Here is a 25,429-nt window from a genome sequence, read left to right as displayed (position 1 = left end):
CGCCCCAGCGAGTCCGGGGCGGGGCTCACGGCAGGGGGACGCCGCCGAGGTCGGCCTGGACTTCGCCCCCCCCATCCGAAAGGCGCCGCGCCCCGTCCAACTTTCACCAGCCAACCTCCGCACGCTGGCCAGGCAGGCACGGGTGAACACCCGGGCGACGGCAGTTCACACCGGCCCGGGGCTGGGGCAGATTGCGCCGCATCATGTCCACTCCTGGCCGGCTCTCCGGTCTCCTGCTGCCTCTCTTCTCCCTGCGCTCGCGAACGGACTTCGGCATCGGTGACTTCGGTGCCATGGACGGGCTCTTCTCCTGGATGAAGGCCGCGCGTCAGCGCATGCTGATGGTGCTGCCCCTCCTCCCCACCGCGCCCGGCGACCCCAGCCCGTACGCCACGCGGTCCGCGTTCGGTCTGAACCCGCTCTTCATCGACCTGAACCAGGTGCCGGAGTTCCAGGCCACCGGCGCAGAGGGCGCGCTCAGCGACGCGCAGAAGCAGCAGCTGGCGGAGGCCCGCGCCGCGGCGCGCGTGCGCTACGACCTGGTGTTCCCGCTGAAGGACGCCGCGTTCGCGCGCGCCTTCGACCACTTCGAAAAGCACGAGTGGACCCCGCGCACGCCGCGCGCCCAGGAGTTCCAGAAGTGGCGCGAGGCGCAGGGCGAGTGGCTGGAGAGCTACGCGCTCTTCACCGCCATCAGCGAGAAGGAGGACCGCCGTCCCTGGTGGCAGTGGCCCGAAGGCCTGCGCACGCGCCAGCCGGACGCGCTGCTCGCCATCCAGAAGGAGGGCATGGAGCGCCGCGTGCGCTACCACGCCTGGCTCCAGTGGCTGGCGGAGGCGCAGTGGAACCAGGTCCGCGCGCAGGCGAAGGCGAAGGACGTGCTCTTGTGCGGGGATGAGCCCTTCATCATCGGGCAGGACAGCTCCGACTGCTGGGCCCACCCGGACATCCTGCGCCGCGACGCGCGCCTGGGCGTGCCGCCGGACGACTTCTCCGCCACGGGCCAGGACTGGGGCCTGCCCTACTTCGACTTCGCCGCGATGGAGAAGGACGACTACGCGTGGCTGAAGAAGCGCGCGGCCAAGGCGGCCAGCTACTACGACCTGCGCCGCGTGGACCACGCGGTGGGCTACTTCCGCCAGTGGATCCGCGACGAGAAGAACCCCACCGGCTACTTCGTCCCCGGAGACGAGCCCACCTGGCGCCGCCAGGGTGAGAAGCACTTCCGCCTGCTGTCGGAGGGCGCGGGCATCGTCGCCGAGGACCTGGGCGTGATTCCCCCGTTCGTGCGTCAAATCCTGGCGGACCTGAAGCTGCCCGGCTACCGCGTGCTGCGCTGGGAGCGCGACGACAACACCTACCGCGACCCGCATCAGTTCCCCGCCGTGTCGCTGGTCACCACCGGCACGCACGACACGGAGCCGCAGGCGGAGTGGTGGGAGCAGGCGCGCGAGGACGAGCGCCAGAACGCCGCGCGCACGTGGCCGGAGTTCCAGGGCGTGGCGGTGACGCGCGAGTTCACCCCGGACATCCACCGCGCCACGCTGGCCGCCGCGCTCAACGCGGGCTCGGACCTGTGCGTGCTGCCGTGGCAGGACGTGCTGGGCACGCGCGACCGCATCAACCTGCCCGGCACCATGGGCGACGCCAACTGGGCCTACCGCATCGCGCAGAACACGGACGCGCTGCTCACGGACGCCCAGACGAAGGACGCCGCGGAGCGCCTGGCGTGGCTCACCGCCTCGTCGCGCCGCTAGCCTGAAGGCCTTCCGCCCCGGGGCCGCTACCCGGGGCTCCTGGATGACGGCCTACTGCTGGCCGCCGTCCTCGATGCACTTCACCTGGCCGGGGAAGCCGTTGAACACGGCGCAGCGGCGGCCCTCCTTCGCGCACTCCAGCCGGTCGCAGATGTTGTCCACGACGCACAGGGGCGGCGAGCGGCCGAACTCCAGGAACAGCTCCGCGCAGAGGCGGTACGGATCCGCGCAGCCGAGCGAGCCGCAGTAGGGCGTGTCGGAGAGGTTCTCTCCCTCCTTGAGTTGGACCACTTCGTCTTCGCTCACGCCGCAGCCGGTGGCGAGCACCAGCGTGGCCGACAGCAGGAGTGCGATTCGCCGGACCATAGGGGCCCGAATCTGACGCACCCCGGGCCCGGTTGCACGCGCCACGGCGGAGCCCGGAAGGTTGGCGGACAATGACCCCGTCCCCGAGGTCGTGGAATGCGACACTCTCCGCACAAAGAAACATTGCGAAACGCGTCAGGGGCTGGCCTTCCGGTAAGAAACCTGACGTGGCCGACGTCCGACTCCTCCGATTCCGCTCCGCCGTGCCCCTCGCGCTGACCGTGCTGCTCACGGCGTGCGCCACCACCTCCAATCAGCCCACCGGACCGAAGGTGAAGTCCCTGGACATCGAGGGGGCGAAGCAGGTGGACGACGGGGACATCAAGGACCGCATCCTCACGTCCTCCACGCCCTGGTACGCGTTCTGGCCCTTCGGCAAGGCGCACTACTTCGACACCAACGCGTGGCAGGCGGACCTGCGCCGCATCGAGCGCTTCTACCAGGCGGAGGGCTTCTACCAGGCGCAGGTGGAGTCGAACGAGGTCATCCCCGACGGCGACAAGGCCGTGCGCCTCAAGGTGGTGGTCAACGAGGGCGCGCCCACCGTCATCGACCGCATCGAATCCCACGGCCTGGAGTCCCTGGGCCAGGGAAAGGACCAGCCCTCGCAGCGCGAGCGGGAGCGCATCCTGGAGGAGCTGCCGGTGAAGACCGGCGACGTGTTCCGCGAGGAGACGTGGGCGGCCACCAAGGACCTGGTGCTCCAGCGGCTCAAGGACCTGGGGTACGCGGAAGCCGAGGTGGGCGGCGAGGTGCGCGTGGACGTGGCCACGCAGAAGGCCGTGGTGGACCTGCAGGTCGCACCGGGCCTGCGCTACCGCTTCGGCAACATCTTCATCGCCACGGACGCGAACCCGCAGGTGCCGCCCCGCCGCATCATCGAGCAGGCGCAGGGCGCCGTCATCAAGGGCGCCTACTTCAGCGAAGCGGCGCTGGCGGAGGCGCAGGCGCGCGTCTTCCGCATGGGCGTGTTCGGCGCGGTGAAGGTGAACCGGGGCGCGCCGGACCGGCAGAACGCCACGGTGCCGGTGGTGGTGGACGTGCGCGAGTCGCCCTTCCACTCGCTGCGGTTGGGCGGCGGTATCGGCGTGGACGCCGCGCGGCAGGAAGGCCGCATCCTGGGCGAGTGGACCAACCGCAACTTCCGCGGCGGCCTGCGAAGGCTCACGCTGCGCGGACGCCTGGGCTACGCGTTCATCCCCAACGTGCTGGCGAGCCTCCGCAACGACCCGGGCTCCGATGAGGCCCCCGTCTTCACCTTCACCACGGAGTTCGAGCAGCCGCGCTTCCTCTTCCGCGACCTGGCCCTGCAGGCCTCCGTCACCGCGGAGAAGGGCCTCCAGCAGGCCTACTCATTCTACGGCGGCTACCTCAAGACGGGCGTCATCTGGACACCGCACCCGTCCTTCTCCGTCTTCCCCTCGTACAACCTGCAGCTCTACCGGCTGACGGGACAGGTGAGCCTGGAGGAGAGCGTCCCGCCCATCATCCTGGGCTGTGAAAACACGAACGAGAAGGGGAAGTGCGACCAGGCGCTGAGCTTCCTGGAGGTGGCGTTCGCCTGGGACCGGCGCGACGACCGCACCGAGCCGCGCGACGGCTACTACCTGGGCTTCTCCATCCAGAAGGGCGGCGGCCCCTTCTTCGGGCAGTACCACTACGTCCGCCTGCTGCCGGACCTGCGCTACTACCACTCCATTGGGGACAAGAAGGACCTGACGCTCGCGGTGAAGCTGCGCGCGGGCACGTTGGATCCGGCGGGCGGCGGGCAGAGCTCCATCGTCACCCGCTTCTTCTCCGGCGGCGCCACCGCGATGCGCGGCTTCAACGGCCAGCGGCTGTCGCCCATGACGCCGCTCACGCCGACCTTCAAGAAGGACGACGACGGCAACGTCCTGCTGGACGCGAACGGCAACCCCATCCTGGACTCCTGGGACACGGTGCCCGTGGGCGGCAACAGCCTCTTCGAGAGCTCCGTGGAGCTGCGCTACATGCTCACGGACAGCCTGATGGTCGCCATCTTCTATGACTCCGGCCTCGTGGGCACGGAGGCGCTGTTCGGCAAGAACGCCCCCAAGCTGTTCGGTCCCGAGCACTACCACGCGCTGGGCGCCGGCCTGCGCTACCTGACAGTGGTGGGCCCCATCCGATTGGACCTCGCCAGGCGCTTGAACATCGGGCGGGGATTGCCCGTCAGCGATCCCGGATACATCTATCCGTCCTCTGGTGGATGCCTGGGCTTCGGGCGCAAGTTCGACAAGGCCACGATGTCCGCCGATGCAGCGTACGCGGGTGCCCCGGAAGGGCTCTGCGCGGTCCATATCTCCATCGGAGAGGCGTTTTGAGCGAACCCACGACCCCCGCCTCCAACGCCCCGCCCCACCGGCGCAAGCGCTGGGGACGGCGGATCCTGTGGGGCCTGCTTGGCTTCCTGGGACTCATCGTCCTGCTGGTGGTGGGCGCGCTCGTGTACGCCACCAGTCCCGGCGGGTCCGCCCGCATCGCCCGCTTTGGCGTGGACCTGGCGAACAAGCAGTTCGCCGGCCGGCTGGAGCTGGGCGGGTTCGACCTGGACTTCAACGGCGCGGTCCTCACCGGCATCAAGCTCTACACACCGGAAGGCGACCTGGCGGCGGAGATCGCCCGCGTGGAGGCGCGGCTGAACCTGTCGCCCCTGCTGGGCCAGCAGGTGGACCTGACCAAGGTCCGCATCGAGACGCCCCGCCTGTACCTGGTGCAGGACGAGCGCGGCCTCAACCTGATGCGCGCGCTGGAGCCCCGGGAGCCCAAGCCCGAGGAGCCTCCCACTGAAAGCAAGAGCGCCCTGCGCATCCACCTGAAGGACTTCGAGCTCAGCCACGGCTACGTGGACTTCCAGCAGGAGCTGCCGGACGGCGGCGAGCGTCAGGTGCGCCTGGAGGAGCTCGGCGCGAAGGGCGAGGGCCACTACGCGCTGGCGGACATGGACTTCGCCGCGGACCTGCAGGCCACGGGCGGCCTCACCCGTCCGCTCACCGGTCCGGTGCGACTGGTGCTCAAGGGCCAGGGCAAGGACGTGGTGCGCCAGGTGGACGCGCAGCTGGGGCTCGCGGGCATCGAGGCGGACCTGGGCGCGAAGCAGACCGGTGAGACGGCCGCGGCCGTGGAGCTGCGCAGGCTGGCCGTGCCGCCCGAGCCGGTGAGGGCCTTCGTGCCCGCGTACCCGCTGGTGGTGCCCATTGAAGCGAAGGGCACCGCGTCCATGGACGGCGACCTCGCGAAGGCCCAGCTGGGCGCGTCCGCGGGCAAGGCCACGCTGGACCTGACGGGCGACGTGAACCTCAAGACGTTCCGCACCTCGGAGACCACCGTGAAGGCGCGCGGGGTCAACCTGGCGGAGCTGATGGAGAACGGCATCCCCACCAACATCGCCGCGGACCTCATCGCGCACGGCGGTGGTGACAGCGTGGAGACGCTGGACGGCGACGTGGCCCTCACGGTCACCCCGTCCGAGTTCCGGGGCCAGTCGGTGGGGCCCATCGAGCTGAAGGCCAGCGCCAAGGACGGCCGCTACAACGTGGGCAACCTGCGCGTGATGATGCCCGGCGCGGCGCTCGTCGCGTCCGGCGAAGGCACCGCGAAGGCGCTGGAGGCGCGCGGCAGCCTGTCCGCGGGCAACCTGAAGCTGCTGTCGCAGGCGCTCGACAAGCTGTTGCCCGGCGGCGCCGTGCCGCCCATGTCCGGCAGCGGCTCGCTGGAGCTCCTGGTGAAGGGGCCGCCGCGCTCGCCGGGGGTGAAGGCGGACGGCAACTTCGTGGCGCTGAACTACGGCGACATCGCCATCCAGGACCTGTCGCTGAAGGCGAGCGTGCCGGACGTCACCCGTCCACTCACCACCGACGCCACCGTGCTGGTGAGCGAGCTGAAGACCGCGGGAAAGACGTTCCGCGACCTGTCCCTGGCGCTCACCACCGGCGAGAACCGCGAGCTGAAGGCCAGCGTGCGCGTGGACGGTGACGCGAAGCTCGCGCTGGGCGTGGAGGGCACGGTGGACGAGGACAACGAGGGGCTGGCCATGCGCGCCTTCTCGCTGTCCTGGCCGGAGGCCACCTGGACGCTCCAGCAGCCCACGCACCTGGCCTTCGGTGGCGGGCGCATCGCGCTGCAGCCGCCGCTGGCGCTCGCGTCGGGGCCGCAGACCTTGAAGGTCGCCGCGGTGAAGGACGGCGAGCGCGTGGACGCGCGCATCGACCTGGGCGCCTTTGATTTGTCGAAGCTGCCGCGCATCGCGGTGCCGGAGGACCTGGGCCTGGGTGGCACGCTGTCCGGCCATGTCGCGGCGAAGGGGCGCATGGCTCGGCCGGACGCGGACGTGGACCTCACCCTGGCGGATGGCCGGGCTCGCGGCTACGAGGGCCTGGGGCTCCAGGTGAAGGCGCGATACGTGAAGGACCGCGCCACCGGCACGCTGGGCGCGGAGCTGAACGCGGCGCGTGTGTCCTCGAAGTTCGACGTGCCCGTGCAGGGCGTGCTGCGCCGGCGCAACGAGCCCCTGTCCCTGACGGTGAGCCTGGAGAAGCTGGACGTCGCGGAGGTGCTGAAGCTGGCGAACCAGCCGCCCGGCCCTTCCGGTCAAATCACCGGCACGCTGGTGGTGGACGGCTCCGCGAAGGACCCTCGCCTGGACCTGAAGGTGGTGGGCGAGGACCTGCGCTACCCCGGCCGGCCGGAGGCCCTCTTCGCGCAGGCGCTGGGCTTCGAGCTGCGCGCGAGCTCCGCCGCGAACGACGCCACGCTGAGCGCGCGGCTGGACGTGAAGGGTGTCGCGCCGCGGGCCTACGTCCTGGTGAAGACGCCCTTCACGCTGGGCGGCGTCATCGCGAAGCCGCCCACGCCCGCGCAGGCGCTGGAGGCGCCGCTGCACCTGGAGGCGCTGGTGGCGGAGCTGCCCTTGAAGCTGCTCCAGGGCGCGGAGGGCGTGGACAAGCCGGACGGCACGGTGACGCTGAAGGCGAACGTGAACGGCCCCGCGCTCGCGCCGCAGGGCCGCGTGGAGATGCAGGCCCGGGGCGTCACCGCCAACGGCCTGCCGCCCCTCAACGGCACCGCGCTGGCGCTGGCGGGCAATGAAGACGTGAAGCTGACGCTGGACGTGCAGCGCCCCAACGGGCCGCTGGCCACGCTGGAGGCGCGCGTGATGGCGCCGCTGGCCGCGCTCCAGGACCGCGAGGTGGTCAGCCGCGTGCCCTTCCGGATGAAGGGGCGCGTGGGGCCCGTGCCCCTGAGTGAGATTCCCGGCATGGCGGTGCAGCCGGCGCAGGGCAACCGCGGGCCGCAGGGCGTGCTGTCCATGGAGCTGGTGGCGCGCGGCACGCCGGAGGCCCCGGAGCTGGAGCTGAACGCGGGCATGCAGGGCCTGGGCGTCGCGCAGACGGCGCTGGGCCAGGCGCGGCTGCACTACTCCTATTCCCAGGCGAAGTCCCTCTTCGACGCGATGCTCACCGCGCCCGGCGGCGGGTCGCTGCTGATGGGCGGCACCATGAACCTGGACCTGTCGCTGCCCGCGTTCCAGTCCGCGCAGGGGCCCGCGCAGAAGGCGGAGCGGGCGCCGGTGGAGGTGTCGCTGCGTGCGCGCCGCTTCGACCCGACGTTCCTCTCCGGCATCTCCCCGTACGTGCGCTCGCTGGGCGGCATCATCCAGGCGGACGCGAGCCTGGGCGGCACCGTGGGCGCGCCCACCTTCAAGGGCGACCTGGCGTGGAAGGACGGCCGGCTGGGGCTGATGGGCTTCGGCGAGTACCACGACATCCAGCTCGCGCTGAACGCGTCACAGGAGCGAATCGACCTCAAGAAGCTCACCGCGAAGTCCGGCAACGGCACGCTGGAGCTGACGGCCACCGCGAACCGCCAGGGCAAGAGCGGCGAGTTCGTCCTGCAAGGCAAGGGCAACACCAAGAACCTGCCCATCGTGGTGGAGGACCAGCTCATGGCCCTGCTGACGCTGAACCTGTCCATGAAGGGCAGCCTCAGCGAGCGGCTGGTGAACATCAGCGACCTGTCCATCCCGGAGGCGCACGTCGAGCTTCCGGAGGCCAAGCGCAAGGACCTGCAGCCCCTGGAGCGCCCCGTGGACGTGGTGATGGTCCGCAACGGCGTGCCGGTGGACAAGCGCAAGAAGAAGGAGAAGGCGCCCACGCAGGTGGCCACGTCGCAGAAGGCGCAAGACCCGCGCAACGCGCCGGACTCGCCCGGCATGCCCGGCAACCCGGAGTCGACGCTGGGCAGCGGCGGCGCGGGCGGCCCCACGTCACAGGCGGAGGCGGAGACCCTGGCTGAGGACGGCGAGGAGGAGGAAGGGCCGCCGCAGCGTCAGTTCTGGGTGAACATCAACGCGCCCCGCAACCTGTGGGTGCGCGGCACGGACCTCAACGTCCAGCTGGGTCTGTCCGAGGGCTTCCGCGTCGAGTACGCCAACGAGGCGCGCATGTTCGGCGAGGTGATGGTGCTGCTGGGCCGCGTGGACGTGCTGGGCCGCCGCTTCGACGTGCAGCGCGACAGCCAGGTGCGCTTCACCGGCCCCGTGATGATGCCGTACATCAACGTCACCGCCGAGCACCGCAACGACAACGCGAACGTCACCGTCTTCGTCACCGTGCGCGGCCAGGGCAAGGAGGTGACGCTGAAGACGACGAGCGAGCCGGCCCTGCCGGAGTCGGAAATCTACACGCTGCTCGCCACCGGCCGGCGCACGCTGGAGCGCGGCTCCGGTGCGTCCATGAACGCGGGTGCGCAGGCCGCCTCCGTGGTGGGCTCGTTCGTCGCCAACGAGGCGCGCAAGGCCATCGCCTCGAAGCTGCCCCTGGACGTGCTCTCCATCGAAGCGGGTGACAGCGGCATCGCCGGCACCAAGCTGGAGGTGGGCACGTACGTGACGGATAAAATCTACGTGGGCTACACCGGCCGCGTGGGCGCCAACCTCCAGCGGGGGGAGAACGCCAACGCCGTGCGCTTCCAGTACCTCTTCAGCCCGCGCTGGAGCCTGGAGGGAATGTACGGCGACGCGCGCTCCGGCGGCCTGGACCTCATCTGGACCAAGGAATACTGACCGCCCGGACGTGTAGCGCGTCCCGTCCGGGCGGCGGTGTGATGCCCTACAGCGAGTACGCCGCGTAGCACGTGCCCACGGGCCCCACGCCCGTGCTGCCCGCGCCCGGCGCGTCCCGCCACACGCCCTCCGCGCCGCACTGCTGCCAGAGGGTGCTGCTCACCTGCACGCAGGTGCGCAGGGGCACGCTCCGGCCCAGGCGCGTGGAGGCGCAGTACGGGAAGGACACGTTGCAGTTGGACGGCTTCGCGGTGGTGCCGCCAATGAAGACGCCCTGCGAGCACTGGCGCCACAGCGCGTCCGACGAGCTCTGCACGCACGAGCCCTCCGGCACCGTGGCGTCCACCGTGCCGGAGTAGCAGCCCTCCGCGGTGGTGAGCGTCCACGCGTACGCCGTCTTGTAACGGTTGTAGATGGACGCCATCAGCGACGAGCCGCCCACCGTGGTGCGTCCGCACTGGATGGCGTACGCGCCCACCCAGGGCGTGTACGTGTAGAGCGCGGCGGTGGCGTGGTTCACCGGCTTCACCGAGCACGGGTCCGACGTGGACTTCGTCACGCCCGTCTTCCAGCCGGAGATGGTGGCGCGCCCCGCCTCCAGGTCGGTGAGGTAGCCGCGCATCTTCTTCGCCGCGCACTCCACCTGCTTGCCGAAGCCCACGTATTGCGCGTCACAGCCGCTGCCGTCCGGACAGCCACAGCCCGTGGCCTTGCTCAGGTTGGTGGACGTGCCGCTCTGGATGAGGCTGGACTCACCCTGGATGCGCGCCAGCATGTAGAGCGGGCTGATGTTGGACGCGCGCGAGCGCTCCACGATGAGCGTCGCCGCCGTCTTGCCGTAGGCCGGGTCCGTGTAGCCCGCCAGGTACGAGCCCTGCTGCTGGAGGAACGCCTGCACCTGGGCCGGCGTGATGCCTGTCCCACCCGTGACGTCCGAGTCCTCCAACAGGCGGTGCATGTCGTACTTCGTCGTCGCCTCCTGGAGCACCTGCCCGGTCAGCTCGTCGATGACGGGCTCGGGGGTTTCATCCAGGGGACCGCAGCCGGCCGCCAGCAGCGCCGGCACCAGCAGCACACACCATCGGAGCTTCATCACGCACACCTCGGGGGAAGGCCGGCCGTGGGCCGGTGGGGCGAGCGTGACTCAAGACTTCCAGGCAAGGGAGGGAAAAGCTCCCAGCGGTGAGGGGCATGGGAGGACGGGGCCGGAGTAGAGTTCTGGACATCATGCGGACCCCTGCCCTGTTTCGTCGGAAGTGTTGGCCGTTCCTCGCCGCGGGCCTGCTGGCCGTGGCGGGCTGTTCGGATTCGAGTGAGCCGGGTGAAGAGCCCGGGCCGGGCACGGATGGGCCCGGGGTGACGCCGGGCGAAGGCTCGGAGTGCCTGGGCGCGAAGTTCCTCACCACGCTGGGCAAGAGCACGGTGCTGGTGGGCGCGCAGATGGAGGAGGAGACGTCGGGGAAGGCGCCCTTCGACGTGCGCTACCTCTACGTCGCGGCGGGCCTGTTCGATTCGAAGGACGCATGCCAGTCGTGCACGTCCGGGTGCACGTCCGACGGCAAGTCATGCGTCGGCGGCAGCTGCAATTGGTGGGGCTGCTGGCAGTACGACCAGGACCCGCCCGGTGCCTACGTGCGCGACTTCATCAAGGCCACCCAGGCGAAGGGCCAGCTCCCCTTCATCACCTACTACGAGGCGTTCCAGGCCAGCGGCTACACGGAGGGCGAGGAGCAGCTGAAGGCGCTCAACGACTCGGCGTTCCTGGGTCGCTACCTCGCGGACTGGCGCTTCCTGCTGAAGCAGGTGGGCCAGGAGAAGGCGCTGCTCCAGATTGAGCCGGACATGTGGGCCTACCTCCAGTTCTTCCCCAAGGACGGCAAGGCGCAGTCCACGCCGGTGGCGGTGAAGGCGGCGAACCCCACGGACTGCGGCAGCCAGGAGAACAACGCCGCGGGCCTGGGCAGGTGCATGATCGCCATGGCGCGCAAGTACGCGCCCAACGCGAAGGTGGGCCTGCACGCGAGCGCGTGGGCGACGAAGACGGACGTGTCCGGCAACACGGACGCGTCGTTCGACGTGGCTGGCGAGGCGAACAAGGTCGCGGACTTCCTCCTGTCGGTGGGCGCGGGCGACACGGACTTCGTCACGGTGGAGGCGTCCGACCGCGACGCGGGCTGGTACCAGCAGACGACGGGCAGCGCGGTCTGGTGGGATCCGGAGAACCGCAAGCTGCCGCACTTCCACCAGGCGTTCACCTGGGCGAAGGCGGTGTCCACGCGGCTGAACAAGCCGCACATCTGGTGGCAGCTGCCGGTGGGCAACATGTCCCTGCCCAACATCAAGGAGCAGTGGCGCGACAACCGCGTGGACTACTTCCTCACGCACCCGGGCGAAGTGGCAGCCGCGGGCGGCGTGGGCATGCTCTTCGGCGCGGGCAACTACGAGCAGACCACGCCGGAGTCGGACGGCGGCAACCTGGTGAAGCGCGTGAAGGCGTACAAGGACGCGGGTGGCCAGGCCGCGTGCGTGAAGAACTGAGCCGCTGAGCGGTGCCGTGCGCCCGGGCCGCGTTCAGGCCCGGGCCCGCGTGCGCTTGGAGGCCGCGGGCTTCTTGGCCGCGGTCTTCCTGGCCGGGGCTTTCGCTGCCTTCCGGGCCTGGATCTTCCGGATGTACTGGGTGGCATCCGGCGTCTCGCAGGCCGTGTCGCCGTGGTCCACCTCCACCTTGCCCAGCCGCTTCGCCGTCGCGAGCGCCGCGGTCTGGACCGCGCCTCCGGTGGAGCCCACCGCGATGAGCGCGCCGTTCATCGCCTCGCGGACGCGGTTCTTCGCGCCCGGCAGTTCCTGCTCAATCCGCTTCACCCACGGCAGCAGGTCCTCCCCGGCGAGCACCGCGGTCTTCATGAGCAGCGCGGACAGGCTCTGCCACCCTGCCCGCCCCACCCATTCGGACTTCGACTGTGTCCACGTCAGCGCCTTCGCCGCGTGCGGTGAGCGCAGCACCACGTTCGTCACGAAGACGTCCGTGAGCGTGTGCCAGTCCAGCCCCTTCGCCCAGGCGTCCAGTTCCTTCCAGGGCATCGCGGGCGCGTCCACCACCATCGTCGCCAGCAGCCGCGCCTCCGTGTGGCCCGACGCCCAGAGCGCCCGGGCGAGCACCGCGTCCGTGCCGATGCGCTTCTTCAACGCCGTCAACGGACCGAAGTTCACACCGGACAACGGATGTGGAGCCCCGTGGCGCAGATAGGTCTTCCGCGTCTGCTCCGTGCCCAGCCGCTCCAGCTCCCGCATCGTCTCTTCCAGGGTCATGTCGCGCGGGATTCTGCCAGCACTAGCTCAAACGAGTGACTGTCACTCCCCGTGTCCCTTCTCCAACTTGCGGCCCGTGAAGGGTGGAGGTCTCACCTGCGAGGGGGAAGCGATGACCAGCGCTGAATACCTGTCCGATGTGGAGTCCCTCGACGCCATGGATCCCTGGGAGGGCGCGGATGCCCTCCAGGAGTTGGAGGACCTGGCGGATGAGTTCAGCGAACTGGAGGGCTTCGAGGCGGACCCGTTCGAGCCCTCGGGGTTCGAACCGTCGGGTTTCGAGCCCTCGGGTTTCGAGCCCTCGGGCTTCGAGGATGACGGCTTCGAGGAGCTGTTCGCCGAGGCCGAGGCGGAGGACGCCTTCCTGGAGGAGGACGGCTTCGAGGGGTTCGAGGCGAGCCCGGCCAGCGGTCTGTTCGTGCCGGCCACCAGCAACCGCCTCGTGTCCGGTCCCGCGGCGGTGGCGCTCGCGCGGACGCTCAACCCCTTCGTGCTGGAGTCCATGGACGCGGATGACGCCGAGGCCTTCCTCGGCCGCATCACCCGGCGCATCCGCAGCGCCGCGCGCGGCATCGCCCGGGGCGTGCGGCGGGCGGGCCAGCTGGGGGCCGCGGCGCTGCGCCGCGCGGGACCGCTGCTCGCCCGCGCGCTGCCGGTGGTCCAGCGCGTGGCGGGGCTCGCGGGGCCGTGGGGGCGGGTCGTCGCGGCGGGCGTCGGCGCCGCGCAGGGATTGCTGCGGGGACAGGGATTGCGCGGTGCGCTCGCGGGGGCGGTGGGTGGCCTGATTCCAGGCGTGGGCGGGCGCATCGCGTCCTCTGTCCTGCGCGGCGACGGCGCGGATGACGACGCGTCGCTGGATGCGCTCGCGGACATGGCGGATGCGCGGCAGGTGCCTCCCGCCGTGGCCCTGCCCTTGGGCGCGGGGCTCGCGGCGCGGGTGGTGACGCGGCAGGCGGTGCCCATGAGCACCACGCTCGGTGGCGCCGCGCAGGGCGTCCTGCGAGCGCGCACGCGCGGCGTGGAGCAGCTCCTGATGCGACTCTGCCAGCAGGCGCCGGGCACCGCGGGCCGGCGGCTGCGGCTGATGCGCCTCATCGCCCGGCTGGCGGCGGGGAACCTGCGCCTGCGCGGCACGGGCGGCGCCATCACCGCCCTGCCGAGCGTGGTGCAGGGCGCGGGGCGCCGGGTGCTCACGCGCGCGATCCAGGTGCCCTCGATGGGCGTCGTCCCGCCGCGCCTGGCCGCGCGGCGGGTGCATGCCCGGCGGCATGTGCTGCGCCGCATCCCCATCTCCGCGGTCAGCGCCGCGAGCGTCCGCCGCGCCTAGGTCGATCCACACACGAAGTCTTCAGGACAAGGAGGAGTACCCATGCAACCGCAGCCTTTCGAAGAGGAGTTTTCGAGCCAGGGCGACGAGATGTCCGACCTGTTGGCAGAGGGCGAGGAGGGCTTCGAGGACGAAGGCATGGAGGATCCCTTCGAGGGCGAAGGCTTCGAGGCCGAGGGCATGGAGGAGGGCTTCGAGGAGAACCCCACCACCATGGAGGACCCCTTCGAGGGCGAAGGCTTCGAGGACAACCCCACCCCCATGGACGAGGGCTTCGAGGCCGAGGGCTTCGAGGAGAACCCCACCCCCATGGACGAGGGCTTCGAGGCCGAAGGCTTCGAGATGGACAACCCCACCGCCCTGGAGGACACCTTCGCGGACGCGATGGACGCCCAGGACGAGGACGAGTTCCTCCGCCGCCTGGCGGCCGGCGCGCGAAGGCTTGCCACCGTGGCCGGGCCCACCTTCCAGCGCATCCGCCGCAGGGCCATGCCCATCGCCATGCGGCTCATCCGCCAGGCCGCGCCCCGGCTGGGCGGCATCGCGGGCCAGGAGCTTGGCCGCACCCTGGGAGGGCTGCTCCGCGCGGATGCGATGGACGCCTTCGCGGACGCCGCCGGTGACTACGCCAGCGACGAGGACATGGACGCCTTCAACCGCGTGCTGGGCGGGCTGGCGGCGCGGCACGTGGTCCGCTCCACCATGTCTCCCGCGCGCCGCCGGCAGTCGCCCCAGCAGGCCCGGGCGCTGGGACGCGCGGTGGGCCAGATGACGACGCAGCTCGCCTCGCGCATCAGCCAGCGCTACGGCCCGCGGGCCCTGCCGGCGGTGACGCGCGTGGTGCGCCAGGTGACGCGGCTGGTGCGCCAGCAGGGCGCGAGCCCCCAGGCGGTGCCGCGGATGCTCCGCCGCATCGGCGGGCGCGTCATCTCCAGCCCGCGCGTGGTGCGCCGACTGGCCCGGACGAGCGCCGCCGTGCGGCAGCTCCGGGCGCGCGCGGGCCTGCGCCGGACGGGGCCTCGCGGCCGGCTGAACCCCATGATGGGAGGCCCCGGCCTTCGCCGGCTGCGGACCGTCACGCTGCGGGGGCCGGTGCGCGTCATCGTGCGGTGAACCCGGGGGCGTGGGCGGCAAGGGGGAGGCGGGCACATGGCGGACACGCTTCAGCGGTTCCTGCGGGCCAAGGTCCAGAGCATCACGTTCCGGGCGGGGCGGCTGTCGCGCCTCACGCCGCAGGACGTGGGCATCCGGGCCCGGGACGTCCCCTACGCCCCCTCCGCCGCGCACTTCGCCGCGGCCAACGCGCGCCTGGGCGAAATCGACCGCGACGTGCGCCGCGCCCTGTCGCGGCTGAACGGCCGACTGCGCGACGCTCCTCCCAGCCCCGACGAGGTGCTGGAGCGCAACGCGCTGCTGGAGCGCGAAATCGACCGCGCCCGCCGCGCCTACGGCCTCTTCTTCGACGTCTTCAGCCAGCGGGGCACGCGGTTCGCGCCAGCGCTGGCGGCCTGCGACGCCATCGCGGTGGACTGCTTCCAGGCCGTGAGGCAGGCCGCGCCGGGACTGATGCACAGCCCGATGCTCAAGCCGCTCACCTACCTGGAGCACGGCTTCTCCCCGGCCACCTTCCGGCGCGGCGTGTTGCTGAGCCGGCTGCTCGGGGAGCGCAACCCCTTCCCGCTCATCCGCGTGCCCTACGAGCGCGTGGAGGCCCCGTGGGGCATGGGCGTCATCCTCCACGAAATCGGCCACAACCTGCAGGCGGACCTGAGCATCTGGCAGGAGACGCAGGTGGCACTCCAGCGGCGGGTGCTGCACGCCACCGGCAACCCGTGGCTCACGCGCCTGTGGGGCCGCTGGCACAAGGAGATCTTCGCGGACCTCATCGCGTGCCTGCTCGGGGGGCCCGCGTCGGTGCACTCGATGAAGGACTTCCTCGCGTACCCGTCGTCACGGGTGCTGACGTTCCATCCGCTCAGCGCGCACCCCACGCCCTTCTTACGGGTGTTCATCCAGGCGGAGATGCTCCGGCGCATGGGCTTCCAGCGCCGGGCCTGCGACGTGCGCGACAACTGGGACCGGCTGTACCGCGCGCGGCTGCCCTTCGCGCGCATCCCACGGCTGCTCCTGTCCACGGCGGCGCGGCTCATCCCCCATGTCGTGGATGAGATTGCGTTCCAGCCCCGCCGGGGCCTGGCGCAGCGCGCGTTGGTGGACGTGGTGCCGTTCTGGCCGTCGGATCAGGAGCGCATCGACCGGGCCGCGGAATCATTGGCGCGCGGGCACATCCCGCCGGGGCTTCCGCCGCGCCACGTGGTGAGCGCCAGCCGCGAGGCGCTCGAACGGAGGCTGGCCTCGCCCGAGCGCATCTCTCGGACGGTGCTCAATCATCTGGTGAAGCTCGGCACGCGGAACGCGCGGATGCCGGGCGTGGGCGTCACCCTGGCCGCATGACAGGACCTCAAGGGAGGGACGATGTACGAGAACGTGAAGGGGAGAAGCCCCGCCGCATCCATCGAGCTGGCCTCGAGCGCGAAGTCGAAGTTCGACGAGTTCCTGCGCCGTCAGCTCGGCGTGTCGGACGCGCGTGACCCCAAGGCGGTGGTGTACGCGCTGCGCAAGCTCTACCCGACCACGGCCGCGCGCCTGGACGACGAGAGCAGTGGCCAGCCCATCCGCGTCTCGGCCACGCCCGAGCCGGCCATGGCCCTGATGAACGGCACCCTGGACTCGCCGGGCCAGCGGAGGTTCCGCCAGGAGCGCAAGGCGCTGGTGGACGACCTGGACATCGCGGTGAACCTGGCCTCCAACCGCGACTTCAAGGCGCCGGTGTGCGGCTGGCGCGACTCCATCCTCGCGGAGCTGGGCGAGGGCGAGGCCGCGGCGAACATGGCGGTGGACCCCGTGTCGCGCGACCGGGCCTTCTATTCCATCCGCAAGCTGGGGGACTGCGCGCGCGTGGCGCGCCTGGTGGGCATGGTCAACCCCACGGTGGTCCAGGAGTTCGGCCGGCTCGCGGCGACCATCGACGACAACGCCACGCTCTTGCGCATCCTGGCGGGCGAGGCGCTCTTCCGCGCCGGCTTCGACAAGGGCGGCACGGTGTTCCAGGTGGCGCTCCAGGACCTGCGCCAGCGCCGCGAGGCGCTCATCAACTCGCTGGAGCAGCTCACCGCCACCTCCATCCAGGAGGGCTACGACGACTGGGGTGACGGCCAGGCGTCCTACGGCAAGCTGCTGGATCAGCTGCGCGCCCGGGGGCAATCGGACCTGCGCGCCATCGTCCGGCCGGATGCCATGTCGCGGCTGTTGGACGTGCTCCTGAACCACACGCCCCGGCAGCAGTCGGAGGACCTGCGCGGCATCGCGTCCGCGGTGCCCGTGGAGCTCATCCAACTGCGGCGCCTGCGGGACGTGGCCGGCAGCCTGCTGGACACGTCCATCACCGGCTTCTCCAACTCCGGCGGCACCAGCCGGGGCGTCGCGTTGAACGCGAAGGTCCAGGGAGCCTCCGCGCCCCTGGCCGCCTTCACGGAAGCGCTCACGCTCTTCATCGACGCGTTCGACCGGCCTAACGCCGGGGCGCGGCTGCTCAACCTGGTGCTCCCCGTCCCGCTGACCTTCCGGGACCTGACGGGCAAGGAGCAGGAGCTGAACGACAAGTTCCGGGAGCGCAACGACACCCAGGAGCTCATCGAGGACCTGCTGATGGACCCCAGCACGTCGGTGGAGTTCTGGAAGGAGCTGGCCCGGTTGGATCGCAAGCTCTACCACATCGACCGGATCATCGACCTGTTCCTGCTGGACTACGACGAGGCCACGGTGCCGGGTGGCAACCGCGTGGACCTCCACGAGGAGATGATTGAGCAGCTGGACGACAACGTGGACGTCTTCAACGTGAGCCCGGCGTTCCTCCGGGAGCAATGCGGGCTGGAGGAGGACTCGCTGGAGCTGGCGAAGACGCTGACCCAGGAGGCGCCCGGCCAGGCGGAAGAAATCGAGGACGACCGGAACCACAAGTACGGCTTCCCGGAGGGCGCGCACTGCAACACCGGCGAGCCGTTCACGGTGCCTCCGCCGATCCGCGTCTCGCTGGACCGCATCGAGAAGGACCTGGAGCCGCGCATCAACCCCGGGGCCGTGGAGCACCCGATGGAAGCGGAGCCGGGCGAGCGGGAAGTGCCCGCCTCCGCCACGGCGGGCAACAGGGCCAGCCTGGACGACGTGGCCTCGCTCATCGAGAAGAGCCGGTCGCGCATCATGACGGACGTGAAGCAGCAGCTGGAGGCCCAGGGGCCGGAGCTGGCCCGTCAGCTGGAGCAGGCGTTCTCGGATCAGCTCAAGGCCGTGGAGCGCATCATCGCAGGCAAGGAGCGGCACGGTTCGGACGGCCGGCCCGCGCCGGGCAACGGGCACGCCAAGTCGGGCCACTCGCGCCGCCACGTCCGCCACGCGCGCAAGCCATGAGCGCGCTCGCACGGGCCTGAAACCCTTTCCTTCAACGTCATTGACCCAGGTGGCATGCCATGAGCATCGGTACGGCAGAAGCCCTTCAGCGGCTGTTCTCGCAGTGGAAGCGGGAAGTCCTCTCCAACGTCACGTCGGATGAGCAGCGCACGGAGTTGCAGAAGCAGCTCTCGCTCCGGGAGGAGGAGCTGCTCGCCAGCGCCTCCGACGGCTCGACGGCGTCGCTCTTCTCGGACCTGATGGGGTTGGGCAAGGACGGAGCGCCCTCCTTCGACTCCATCAGCCGGCCGCTGCTCATCCAGGACTTCGATGAGTCCGTCATCGAGACGCAGCTCCACGCGACCGCGGAGCTCTATTACATCTACCAGCACGAACGGATGAAGGTGTTCCAGGTGGCGGGCGTGCTCCTGCGCCTCTTCCACGACGGGCGCATGCGCATCCAGCGGGGCCCCGGCGCGCGGGCGCTGTACCTGATGGAGAAGCACCAGCCGCTGCGTTACAAGCCGCGCGACCGGCAGCTCGCGTACCGGCGCGCGTTCAACTACGGCAGCCTGGCGGCGCCGACGGGCGCGGTGATGTTCCGCAACTTCCACCGCGAGTTCGTCGCCTTCGTGTCCGCCATCGCGCAGTACTTCCGCGACCTGCTCATTGGTGAAGTCATCCGCGGCTCGCAGCAGCTGAACGAGCGGCCCTTCGCGAGCCAGGCCACCATCCAGCGGCTGGGCACGGACATCCGCTGGCAGATTGACCGCGCCACCTACGGCAACATCCTGGCGCTCACGGTGGAGGTGGGCGAGTACCTCAAGACCATCCTCGACGCGATGGAGACGCCGGACATCAAGAAGGCCTTCGACGCGAACACCAAGTGGGACGTGATTGAAGTGGTGTCGCAGCGCTACCTGGGCGGCGCGGGGGAGATTTCGCAGCGCTCGAAGATGGCGGACGCGGGGCGCCTGCTGCTCAACTTCATCGCGGACAACCCGTTCAAGACGCGCGACTTCAGGGACTTCCAGACGGAGGTGATGCCGCTGGGTCCGGTGGCGGAAGAGTGGATCGCCGCGTACCGGATGACGCCGGACGGCCGCTCGTTCCGCGGCGTGTCCCCCACCCTGCGCCAGACGCTGGGCATCACCAGCCCCGCGCCGGCGATGCGCTGAAGGCGGGAGGCACGGCATGGACATCCCGCTGCAACCCCTGATGGAGGCGGGCACGGGGGCCGCCTCGGCGCCGCGCACCAACGTGTCGCGGATGGTGGCCTCGGCGGTGGCGGGCCAGGTGTCCCACCCCGTCGTGCGCGCATCGCCGTACCGCATGGGCCGGGACGGAGTGCCCCGGCTGCTGCCGGGCAGCGGCGGCATCGCGCTCAACCGGCGCGTGGGGGACCGCGCGGTGGGACTGGCGGCGGACCACATGGAGGCAGGGGTGTCGCTGCACAACACGGGGCGCGACGACATTGGCCCGCGTGGCGGCTCCAACCGGGCGTTGATGTTTTATGCGTGCGTGGGCAACCGCGCGCGCGTGACGAGCGGTCCCGCGAGGGGCGCGGTGGGCACCGTGGTGGGAAAGCACGGCGGCATCAACCACGTCATCGTGGACTTCCCGCCCGCGGTGAAGCGCCGGCTGTGCATCGGGGACCGCGTGCAGCTGGATGCGTACGGGCAGGGGCTGGAGCTGCCGGACTTCCCCCAGGTGCGCGCGCTCAACCTGTCGCCCCGGCTGCTGCGGCGCTGGGGCGTGCGGACGGAGCGCGGGCGGCTGGTGGTTCCCGTGACGCACACGGTGCCCGCGGAGCTGATGGGTTCGGGGTTCGGGCGTTCGGAGGGCGTGCTGGGGGACCTGGACATCCAGCTGTCGGATGCGCGGCTGGTGCGCAAGCACCGGCTGAACGCGCTCCGGCTGGGGGACCTGGTGGCGGTGTGTCCGTTGGACTACCGCTTCGGGCCCTCGCGGCGGCCGGGGGTCGTCACGGTGGGCGTGGTGGTGCATTCGGACAGCAAGGTCGCGGGGCATGGGCCCGGGGTGACGCCGCTGCTCATCTGTCCGGGGGAGTGCGTGCGGCTGGTGTGCCGGCCGCAGGCCAACGTGGCGCTCGTGCTGGGGCTGCGCCAGAGCGTGGCGCCGCCGGCGCGCGGTTCGTCATGGGGTCGGGGGTAGCGACACCGCGCCCAGGCAGCGCGACACCATGGCCGCGCGGGTGTCCACGCCCAGCTTGACGAAGATGCGCCGCAGGTGGGCCGCCACGGTCCACGTGCTGATGTTCAGCATCGTGGCGATCTGCTTGTTGCCCCAGCCCGCGCAGACGCACGAGACGACCTGCAGCTCGCGCGAGGTGAGCAGCCGCACGTCGGACGCGGGCGCCGTCGCGGGGCTCGCGGAGGGCTCCGCGGGCACCAGGTGGTAGCGCTGACCGTTGAGGATGAGCTCGCCGGCCAGGGCGCGGTTCTGCTCCTGGGGAGCGGCCGGGGCGCGGGGGTCGGGGACCACGAGCAGGACATGGCTCCCGGGAGGAAGAGGCGTCCGCATGGCGTGCGCTAGGAGGGGTCCGCCAGCTCGGGAGAGGTGAGGATGCGCCAGACCTCGGAGGCTTCGCGCGAGCGTCCGGTGGCGCGCAGGTCCTCCGCGAGGCGTTCACCCGCGTGCTCACCCGCGACGGGAGGCTCCGGCCGTTCGCGTGCGAGCGTCACGAGCCGCGTGACGCCGCGGCGGCTGAAGCGAAGCTCGGAGTGGAAGAGCAGGGCCAGCGCGCGGGCCGAGGCGAAGAGGCCACCGGGTGCGTCCACGGCGGTTTCCGACTGGGCGCAGGAGTCGAGCATGGGGCGGAGCACGTGCGTGACGAGCGTTTCGAGCTGCGCCCGTTGAGCGCCGTGCTCCCGGCCGGCCCGGGCGAGCGCCGCGAGCAGCCGGGGGTCTTCGGCGAACAGGGCCAGGGCCGAGGCTTCGAACCCCAGCTGTCCCAGGCGCGCGTCGAACGCCTCGGGTTCGTGCTGCTTCCAGTGGGCGAGCGCGGTGATGAGCGTGGGCCCTGACAATGGCCAGGCGCCCCAGCGGGGCTCGGCGCCTGACGGGGGCTCGGAGGTGACGGAGTCGAACGGGCGCCCGAACCAGGCGAGGACGAAGTCCAGACCGCGAGCCTGGGGTTCCGTGAGGCCCAGCCCCATGAGTTCCTCGCGCGAAGGCGCGCAAGGGCCACGCACCGCGACGGTGCCGCGATGGATGGGTCTGCCACCCTCGTGGCCCAGGACGATTCGCGCGCCATCCGGGAAGGTGACCACGGGCCCCTGGAGCCGGAGCTCCTCACGGGCCGCGCGGAAGGGCGAGTCCTGCGCTTCCGCTTCGCGGGACCGCGTCTCGGTGAAGAAGTCGGATCCGGAGCGGAGGTGGACGTTCTCCTCCCGGGATGCGCGACCAGGTGCCGGCTCGGGATCCCTGAAGGGGTCTGCTCCGGAGCGCGAGTGATGGTTCGCCTCACGAACCGGGCGACCCAAGGCCGCCTCTGACACCGCGAACGGATCCGCGCCAGCGCCAGGGTGGCGATTTGCCTCACGAACCGAACGAGCTGAGGCCGTCTCTGGCGCAGTCAACGCATCCACGCCAGAGCGAGCGTGGCGGCTTGCCTCATGGTTCGAGCGAGCAGCAGCCGACTCTGGCTCTCTGAATGGATCCGCGCCAGAGCGAGCGTGGCGGCTTGCCTCATGGTTCGAGCGAGCAGCAGCCGACTCTGGCTCTCTGAATGGATCCGCGCCAGAGCGAGCGTGGCGGCTTGCCTCATGGTTCGAGCGAGCAGCAGCCGGCTCTGGCTCTCTGAATGGATCCGCACCCGTGCTCAGATGGCGTCTCGTCTCGCGCTCCGAACGCGCAGCAGCCGGCTCTGACGCAATGAACGGATCCGCGCCGGACCTCAAGTGGCGATTCGCATCACGGGCCGAGCGTTCAGATGTCGCCGGCATTCGCGGCGCCTGTTCGCTGAACGGATCCGCCTCACGGTGATGCTCATCGCGCGCCGCGCGAACGGAATCGACGCGGAGTTCCTGTTCTCCGAACGAAGTCGCTTCGCGGCGGCGCTCCTCACGGGCCGCGCGGGAAGAGGCGGAGGCTCCGCCCTGCGGCATCCGGGCTCGGGGCGAGGGCTCGGCGAGCGAACTGCGGCCGGAGCGTGGAGGGCGCATTCCCTCATCAGGAGCGAAAACTCCGCCCTGCGGCATCCGGGGTCGGGGCGCCGATTCGGCGAGTGTGCTGGGACCGGACCGTGGAGGGCGCGTGCCTTCACGTGCGGCGCCAGGGGCGTCGGGGGCAGCAGTAGTACGGGGCCTCGATTCGGAGAATGGCGCACTGTCAGGACGCGCAGGGCGCCCCTCCCCCCTGGCCGGGCGAGAGGAGGAATGACGGCTGGCCCTCGGTTCAGCGAAACGCTCAGAGTTCTGACGAGGAGGACGCAGCGACGCACTCGCTGTCTCCGACGATTCGCCTTCCCTCGTGTAGGCAAGAGGCCTGGAGCCGCGACGCGACGGACGCATCTCGTCCCGGGCCGCACGGGAGGAAGCAGAGGGCTCCCCCTGCTTCGTCCGGCCACCCGAGCCGGGTGCATCGAGCGGCTCGTCGCCAGAGCGAGCAGCGGCTCCGGGAGTGCGCTCACGTGGCTCCGGCGCATCCTCCCGCGAGAAGGGTGCAGCCCGTTCGAGGTCGGAAACCCAGCGCTCCAGGAGCGACATCACGCCCTGGGAGGCAACGGGCGCACGGTTCCGCTTCCGCCCCGAATCATCACCAGCCACGGCAACCTCCCCTGAGAACCATCCTGCCCACGCACAGTAGGAATCACCCTTGCGCAGGGAAGTTCGACCCCGAGCCGGGCTTCACGGTTGAGTTCAGGATGGAGGCGCCACGGCGGACCGCCAGGACGACAGTGCCGTCATCCCGGAAGGCTGTCCCCACGCCAGCTCGCCTGCTCTCGACGCGTGCTCAAAACAGTCGCGAGTACGTGGACGGTGCCCCCGGCCGTGGCGTCCAGCGCTTCGCGTCGCGGGGCAGCCACAGGAGCTGGAAGGCCTCGGCACGCCCTTCATAGCGGAGGGTGTGCTCGCCCCGGGACAGCGTGAACTCAGGCGCGGTGATGCGCTCGCCATCGATGAACAGCGAGCCGGTGTCGAGAGTGCTCGCGGGCTGGACGAAGTAGCGGTCGGCGCGAACCGCGAGGAAGTGATCCGCCAGAGCGCCTGAGTTCGAGGGCACGCGGTAGCGCTGTCCCCACAGGTACAGGTCACCATCGTAGGGCTGGTAGTGCGCGTCGAGGAAGCGGCGCAGCGCCAGAGGAAGACCGGAGGTCCGCAGGTCATCCACCCGCAGCACACAGCCCTGCTCCACGAGCACACGGGGCATCTCGTCGGACAGCAGGCCCGCGAGTGAGCCGCGCAGATACGCGTCCGTGTAGAAGTAGAAGTGAGCGTGCGGCCGGCTCACATAGCCCCCCGAGTTGTCGTAGACGACATCCTCCGGTCCCGTGAGCGCCGCGATGCGAGCGAGCACCTCACGCTGCCGCGCATTGCCGCCGCCGGCCAGCAAGGCCTCCACCTGGGCCTCCTGGACAACAAACAGGCCGCCCAGCCCGGCAAGCCCCAAGGTCCGCACAGCGGGAGTGCGCAATCCAGAGAGCACCACGATGATGCCGCGCGCGGCAAAGGGCGCGAGCACGCCCAGAAAGGGCAACAGGCTGTACGGGAACGGCGCGCGCTGGAGCGCATAGGCACCGAAGGTCGCGGGCGCGGCCACGAACAGGAGCAGGTCGGGAGTGCGCGGGTGCTTCAGCAAGCGAAGGAACGTGGCGACGAGTCCAACGGCGGCGAGAAGGAAGAACGCGGGTTGTGCCCCCAGGGCCGGCACCAGGTATTCGCGCCATGAGAAGCCCGGGTAGTGGCGCTGGTGTTCGGAAGCCCAGACGAAACACCACCGCCACCATGCGTCCCACGAGCCCGTCACCGTGAGGTAGGCCGCCACCGCGCTCGTCGCAACGACGATGCCCGCGAAGAAGGCGCGAGGCGCGGCGATGAGCGCGGGAGAACCGTTCCCGCGCGGCAGGAGGTCGGCCAGGAGCACCGCACCCACGAGCCCGCCGAAGAAGAGCGCTTTCTGGGAGCCCCACGCGGAGGCGACGAGCAACGCACCCGCCAGGAGCGACGAACGGACGGAGCCGGGCTGCACGGCCAGCGCGGCGAGTGCGCCCAGGAAGAGCGCGGCGGTGAGGGCATCCGGACGCACCTCGGTGGCGAAGTGCAGGAAGCCCGGCGAGCAGAGCAGCAGCACCGGGGCCAGGAGCGCGGCGATGCGTCCTTCCCGCCGGTTGAGGAGGAAGACAGAGACACACGCCCCCGCGAGCGGCACGAGCATCGCGGCACGAAGCGCGAGCACGTTGCGCGGATCATCCCCGAGCAGCCAGAACAGCGGCGCCAGCAACTGGTACACGAGTGGGAAATGCACCTCGAAGAAGTCGCGGTAAGGCACCTGCCCGTGGGCCATGAGCCACGCGGCATGGGCGTACTGGAATTCGTCGATGCTGAATGCCTTGTGCAGTGCGAGGCGCGAGGCCTGGAGCGCGAGCACGCCCAGGACGACACCCAGCCCCCACCGCAAGGCCCGGGGCTCCGTCATCGGCGCCGTCATACCGCGAAAGCAAGCCCGGCTTCAGGGCGTTCAGGGCGCAGGAAGGGGCACGGACTGCCAGCCCCCTGACGACATCCATGAGGTCCCCCCGCCCAGTGAGATTCAAAACCTGTCCGACTGTCGGACAGGTTCCGGCTGCCCAGGTGAACCGGCAGTCCTCCAGCCGGGGGCCTCCAAACTGGTCCGACTGTCGGACCGGTTTCCGCAGCCCAAGTGGACCAACGGCCCCCCGAGCCGGGGGCCTCCAAACCTGTCCGACTGTCGGACAGGTTTTCCACCTGCCCAGGTGGACCAGCGGGCCCCAAGCCGAGGTCCTCCAACTGATCCGGCTGTCGGACAGATTTCTGCGGCCCAAGTGGACCGGCAGGCCTCAAGCCGAGGCCTTCCAAGCCGGTCCGACTGTCGGACAGGTTTCCGCGGCCCAGGTGGACCAGCGGCCCCCCGAGCCGGGGGCCTCCAAACCTGTCC

Annotated in this window: 16 protein-coding genes; 10 read left to right on the top strand and 6 right to left on the bottom strand. The window is 70.7% G+C overall.

The features are described from left to right. The first annotated feature begins 203 nt into the window (after window positions 1-203). The gene (locus D7X30_RS02975) at window positions 204-1,757 is read left to right on the top strand and encodes a 4-alpha-glucanotransferase (RefSeq protein WP_120561724.1); all 1,554 of its coding nucleotides are present in this window, start codon (window positions 204-206) and stop codon (window positions 1,755-1,757) included. Window positions 1,758-1,808: 51 nt separating this feature from the next. On the opposite strand, the gene D7X30_RS02970 is transcribed toward D7X30_RS02975, so the two are convergent. Continuing rightward, window positions 1,809-2,123, bottom strand: coding sequence for a hypothetical protein (locus D7X30_RS02970; RefSeq protein WP_120561287.1), 315 nt, complete (start codon window positions 2,121-2,123; stop codon window positions 1,809-1,811). Window positions 2,124-2,290: 167 nt separating this feature from the next. Here D7X30_RS02970 and D7X30_RS02965 point away from each other — a divergent pair, with 167 nt between their 5' ends. Together D7X30_RS02965 and D7X30_RS02960 are read left to right on the top strand one after the other, a co-directional pair. Then, window positions 2,291-4,468: an outer membrane protein assembly factor gene (locus tag D7X30_RS02965; protein ID WP_233591341.1), complete on the top strand. Its 2,178-nt coding sequence runs from the start codon at window positions 2,291-2,293 to the stop codon at window positions 4,466-4,468. Further along, window positions 4,465-9,207, top strand: a complete 4,743-nt coding sequence (locus tag D7X30_RS02960; protein ID WP_120561286.1) for a translocation/assembly module TamB — start codon at window positions 4,465-4,467, stop codon at window positions 9,205-9,207. Before D7X30_RS02965 ends, D7X30_RS02960 begins: the two co-directional genes overlap by 4 nt. 46 nt (window positions 9,208-9,253) lie before the next feature. Here D7X30_RS02960 and D7X30_RS02955 read toward each other — a convergent pair whose 3' ends face one another. Beyond that, on the bottom strand, window positions 9,254-10,300 hold the full coding sequence (locus tag D7X30_RS02955) for a hypothetical protein (protein ID WP_120561285.1): 1,047 nt from the start codon (window positions 10,298-10,300) through the stop codon (window positions 9,254-9,256). Window positions 10,301-10,434: 134 nt separating this feature from the next. Between D7X30_RS02955 and D7X30_RS02950 the strand changes: the two genes are divergently transcribed. Beyond that, the gene (locus D7X30_RS02950) at window positions 10,435-11,745 is read left to right on the top strand and encodes a hypothetical protein (protein WP_233591340.1); all 1,311 of its coding nucleotides are present in this window, start codon (window positions 10,435-10,437) and stop codon (window positions 11,743-11,745) included. A gap of 33 nt (window positions 11,746-11,778) precedes the next feature. Here the strand turns inward: D7X30_RS02950 and D7X30_RS02945 are convergent, their stop codons facing one another. Further along, window positions 11,779-12,516, bottom strand: a complete 738-nt coding sequence (locus D7X30_RS02945; protein ID WP_120561283.1) for a DNA alkylation repair protein — start codon at window positions 12,514-12,516, stop codon at window positions 11,779-11,781. A gap of 112 nt (window positions 12,517-12,628) precedes the next feature. Here D7X30_RS02945 and D7X30_RS02940 point away from each other — a divergent pair, with 112 nt between their 5' ends. From D7X30_RS02940 to D7X30_RS02915, 6 genes are read left to right on the top strand one after another with little or no spacing between them, the layout of a single operon-like run. After that, window positions 12,629-13,843 carry a hypothetical protein gene (locus D7X30_RS02940; RefSeq protein ID WP_120561282.1) on the top strand — a complete coding sequence of 405 codons (1,215 nt, stop codon included), beginning with the start codon at window positions 12,629-12,631 and terminating at the stop codon, window positions 13,841-13,843. A gap of 42 nt (window positions 13,844-13,885) precedes the next feature. Then, window positions 13,886-14,956 (top strand): hypothetical protein, encoded by a 1,071-nt coding sequence (locus D7X30_RS02935; RefSeq protein WP_120561281.1) that lies wholly within the window; start codon window positions 13,886-13,888, stop codon window positions 14,954-14,956. A gap of 36 nt (window positions 14,957-14,992) precedes the next feature. Next, window positions 14,993-16,297, top strand: a complete 1,305-nt coding sequence (locus tag D7X30_RS02930; RefSeq protein WP_120561280.1) for a hypothetical protein — start codon at window positions 14,993-14,995, stop codon at window positions 16,295-16,297. Window positions 16,298-16,318: 21 nt separating this feature from the next. Beyond that, on the top strand, window positions 16,319-18,310 hold the full coding sequence (locus D7X30_RS02925; protein WP_120561279.1) for a hypothetical protein: 1,992 nt from the start codon (window positions 16,319-16,321) through the stop codon (window positions 18,308-18,310). A gap of 59 nt (window positions 18,311-18,369) precedes the next feature. Beyond that, window positions 18,370-19,467 carry a hypothetical protein gene (locus tag D7X30_RS02920; protein WP_120561278.1) on the top strand — a complete coding sequence of 366 codons (1,098 nt, stop codon included), beginning with the start codon at window positions 18,370-18,372 and terminating at the stop codon, window positions 19,465-19,467. A gap of 16 nt (window positions 19,468-19,483) precedes the next feature. Continuing rightward, a complete protein-coding gene (locus D7X30_RS02915; RefSeq protein WP_120561277.1) occupies window positions 19,484-20,464 on the top strand; it encodes a DUF4438 domain-containing protein in 981 nt (326 codons plus the stop codon). Here D7X30_RS02915 and D7X30_RS02910 read toward each other — a convergent pair. From D7X30_RS02910 to D7X30_RS02895, 3 genes are all read right to left on the bottom strand, one after another. After that, window positions 20,447-20,794 carry a response regulator transcription factor gene (locus tag D7X30_RS02910; protein ID WP_233591339.1) on the bottom strand — a complete coding sequence of 116 codons (348 nt, stop codon included), beginning with the start codon at window positions 20,792-20,794 and terminating at the stop codon, window positions 20,447-20,449. The two genes, D7X30_RS02915 and D7X30_RS02910, sit on opposite strands and share 18 nt — an antisense overlap. Before the next feature lie 47 nt (window positions 20,795-20,841). After that, complete coding sequence (locus D7X30_RS02905; protein WP_120561722.1) at window positions 20,842-21,582, bottom strand: hypothetical protein; 741 nt, start codon at window positions 21,580-21,582, stop codon at window positions 20,842-20,844. 1,684 nt (window positions 21,583-23,266) lie between these two features. Beyond that, the gene (locus tag D7X30_RS02895; RefSeq protein ID WP_233591338.1) at window positions 23,267-24,949 is read right to left on the bottom strand and encodes a hypothetical protein; all 1,683 of its coding nucleotides are present in this window, start codon (window positions 24,947-24,949) and stop codon (window positions 23,267-23,269) included. Window positions 24,950-25,429 lie beyond the last annotated feature (480 nt).

Source organism: Corallococcus sp. AB011P, from assembly GCF_003611605.1.
Classification (GTDB): Bacteria; Myxococcota; Myxococcia; order Myxococcales; family Myxococcaceae; genus Corallococcus; species Corallococcus coralloides.
The sequence above is the reverse complement of the archived record's forward strand: the minus strand, read 5'-3'. Positions and strand labels throughout refer to the sequence as shown.

Coding starts and splice junctions, on each gene's coding strand:
- D7X30_RS02975 (WP_120561724.1), top strand. CDS start 204: ATGTCCACTCCTGGCCGGCTCTCCGGTCTCCTGCTGCCTCTCTTCTCC.
- D7X30_RS02970 (WP_120561287.1), bottom strand. CDS start 2,123: ATGGTCCGGCGAATCGCACTCCTGCTGTCGGCCACGCTGGTGCTCGCC.
- D7X30_RS02955 (WP_120561285.1), bottom strand. CDS start 10,300: ATGAAGCTCCGATGGTGTGTGCTGCTGGTGCCGGCGCTGCTGGCGGCC.
- D7X30_RS02950 (WP_233591340.1), top strand. CDS start 10,435: ATGCGGACCCCTGCCCTGTTTCGTCGGAAGTGTTGGCCGTTCCTCGCC.
- D7X30_RS02945 (WP_120561283.1), bottom strand. CDS start 12,516: ATGACCCTGGAAGAGACGATGCGGGAGCTGGAGCGGCTGGGCACGGAG.
- D7X30_RS02940 (WP_120561282.1), top strand. CDS start 12,629: ATGACCAGCGCTGAATACCTGTCCGATGTGGAGTCCCTCGACGCCATG.
- D7X30_RS02935 (WP_120561281.1), top strand. CDS start 13,886: ATGCAACCGCAGCCTTTCGAAGAGGAGTTTTCGAGCCAGGGCGACGAG.
- D7X30_RS02930 (WP_120561280.1), top strand. CDS start 14,993: ATGGCGGACACGCTTCAGCGGTTCCTGCGGGCCAAGGTCCAGAGCATC.
- D7X30_RS02925 (WP_120561279.1), top strand. CDS start 16,319: ATGTACGAGAACGTGAAGGGGAGAAGCCCCGCCGCATCCATCGAGCTG.
- D7X30_RS02920 (WP_120561278.1), top strand. CDS start 18,370: ATGAGCATCGGTACGGCAGAAGCCCTTCAGCGGCTGTTCTCGCAGTGG.
- D7X30_RS02915 (WP_120561277.1), top strand. CDS start 19,484: ATGGACATCCCGCTGCAACCCCTGATGGAGGCGGGCACGGGGGCCGCC.
- D7X30_RS02895 (WP_233591338.1), bottom strand. CDS start 24,949: ATGACGGAGCCCCGGGCCTTGCGGTGGGGGCTGGGTGTCGTCCTGGGC.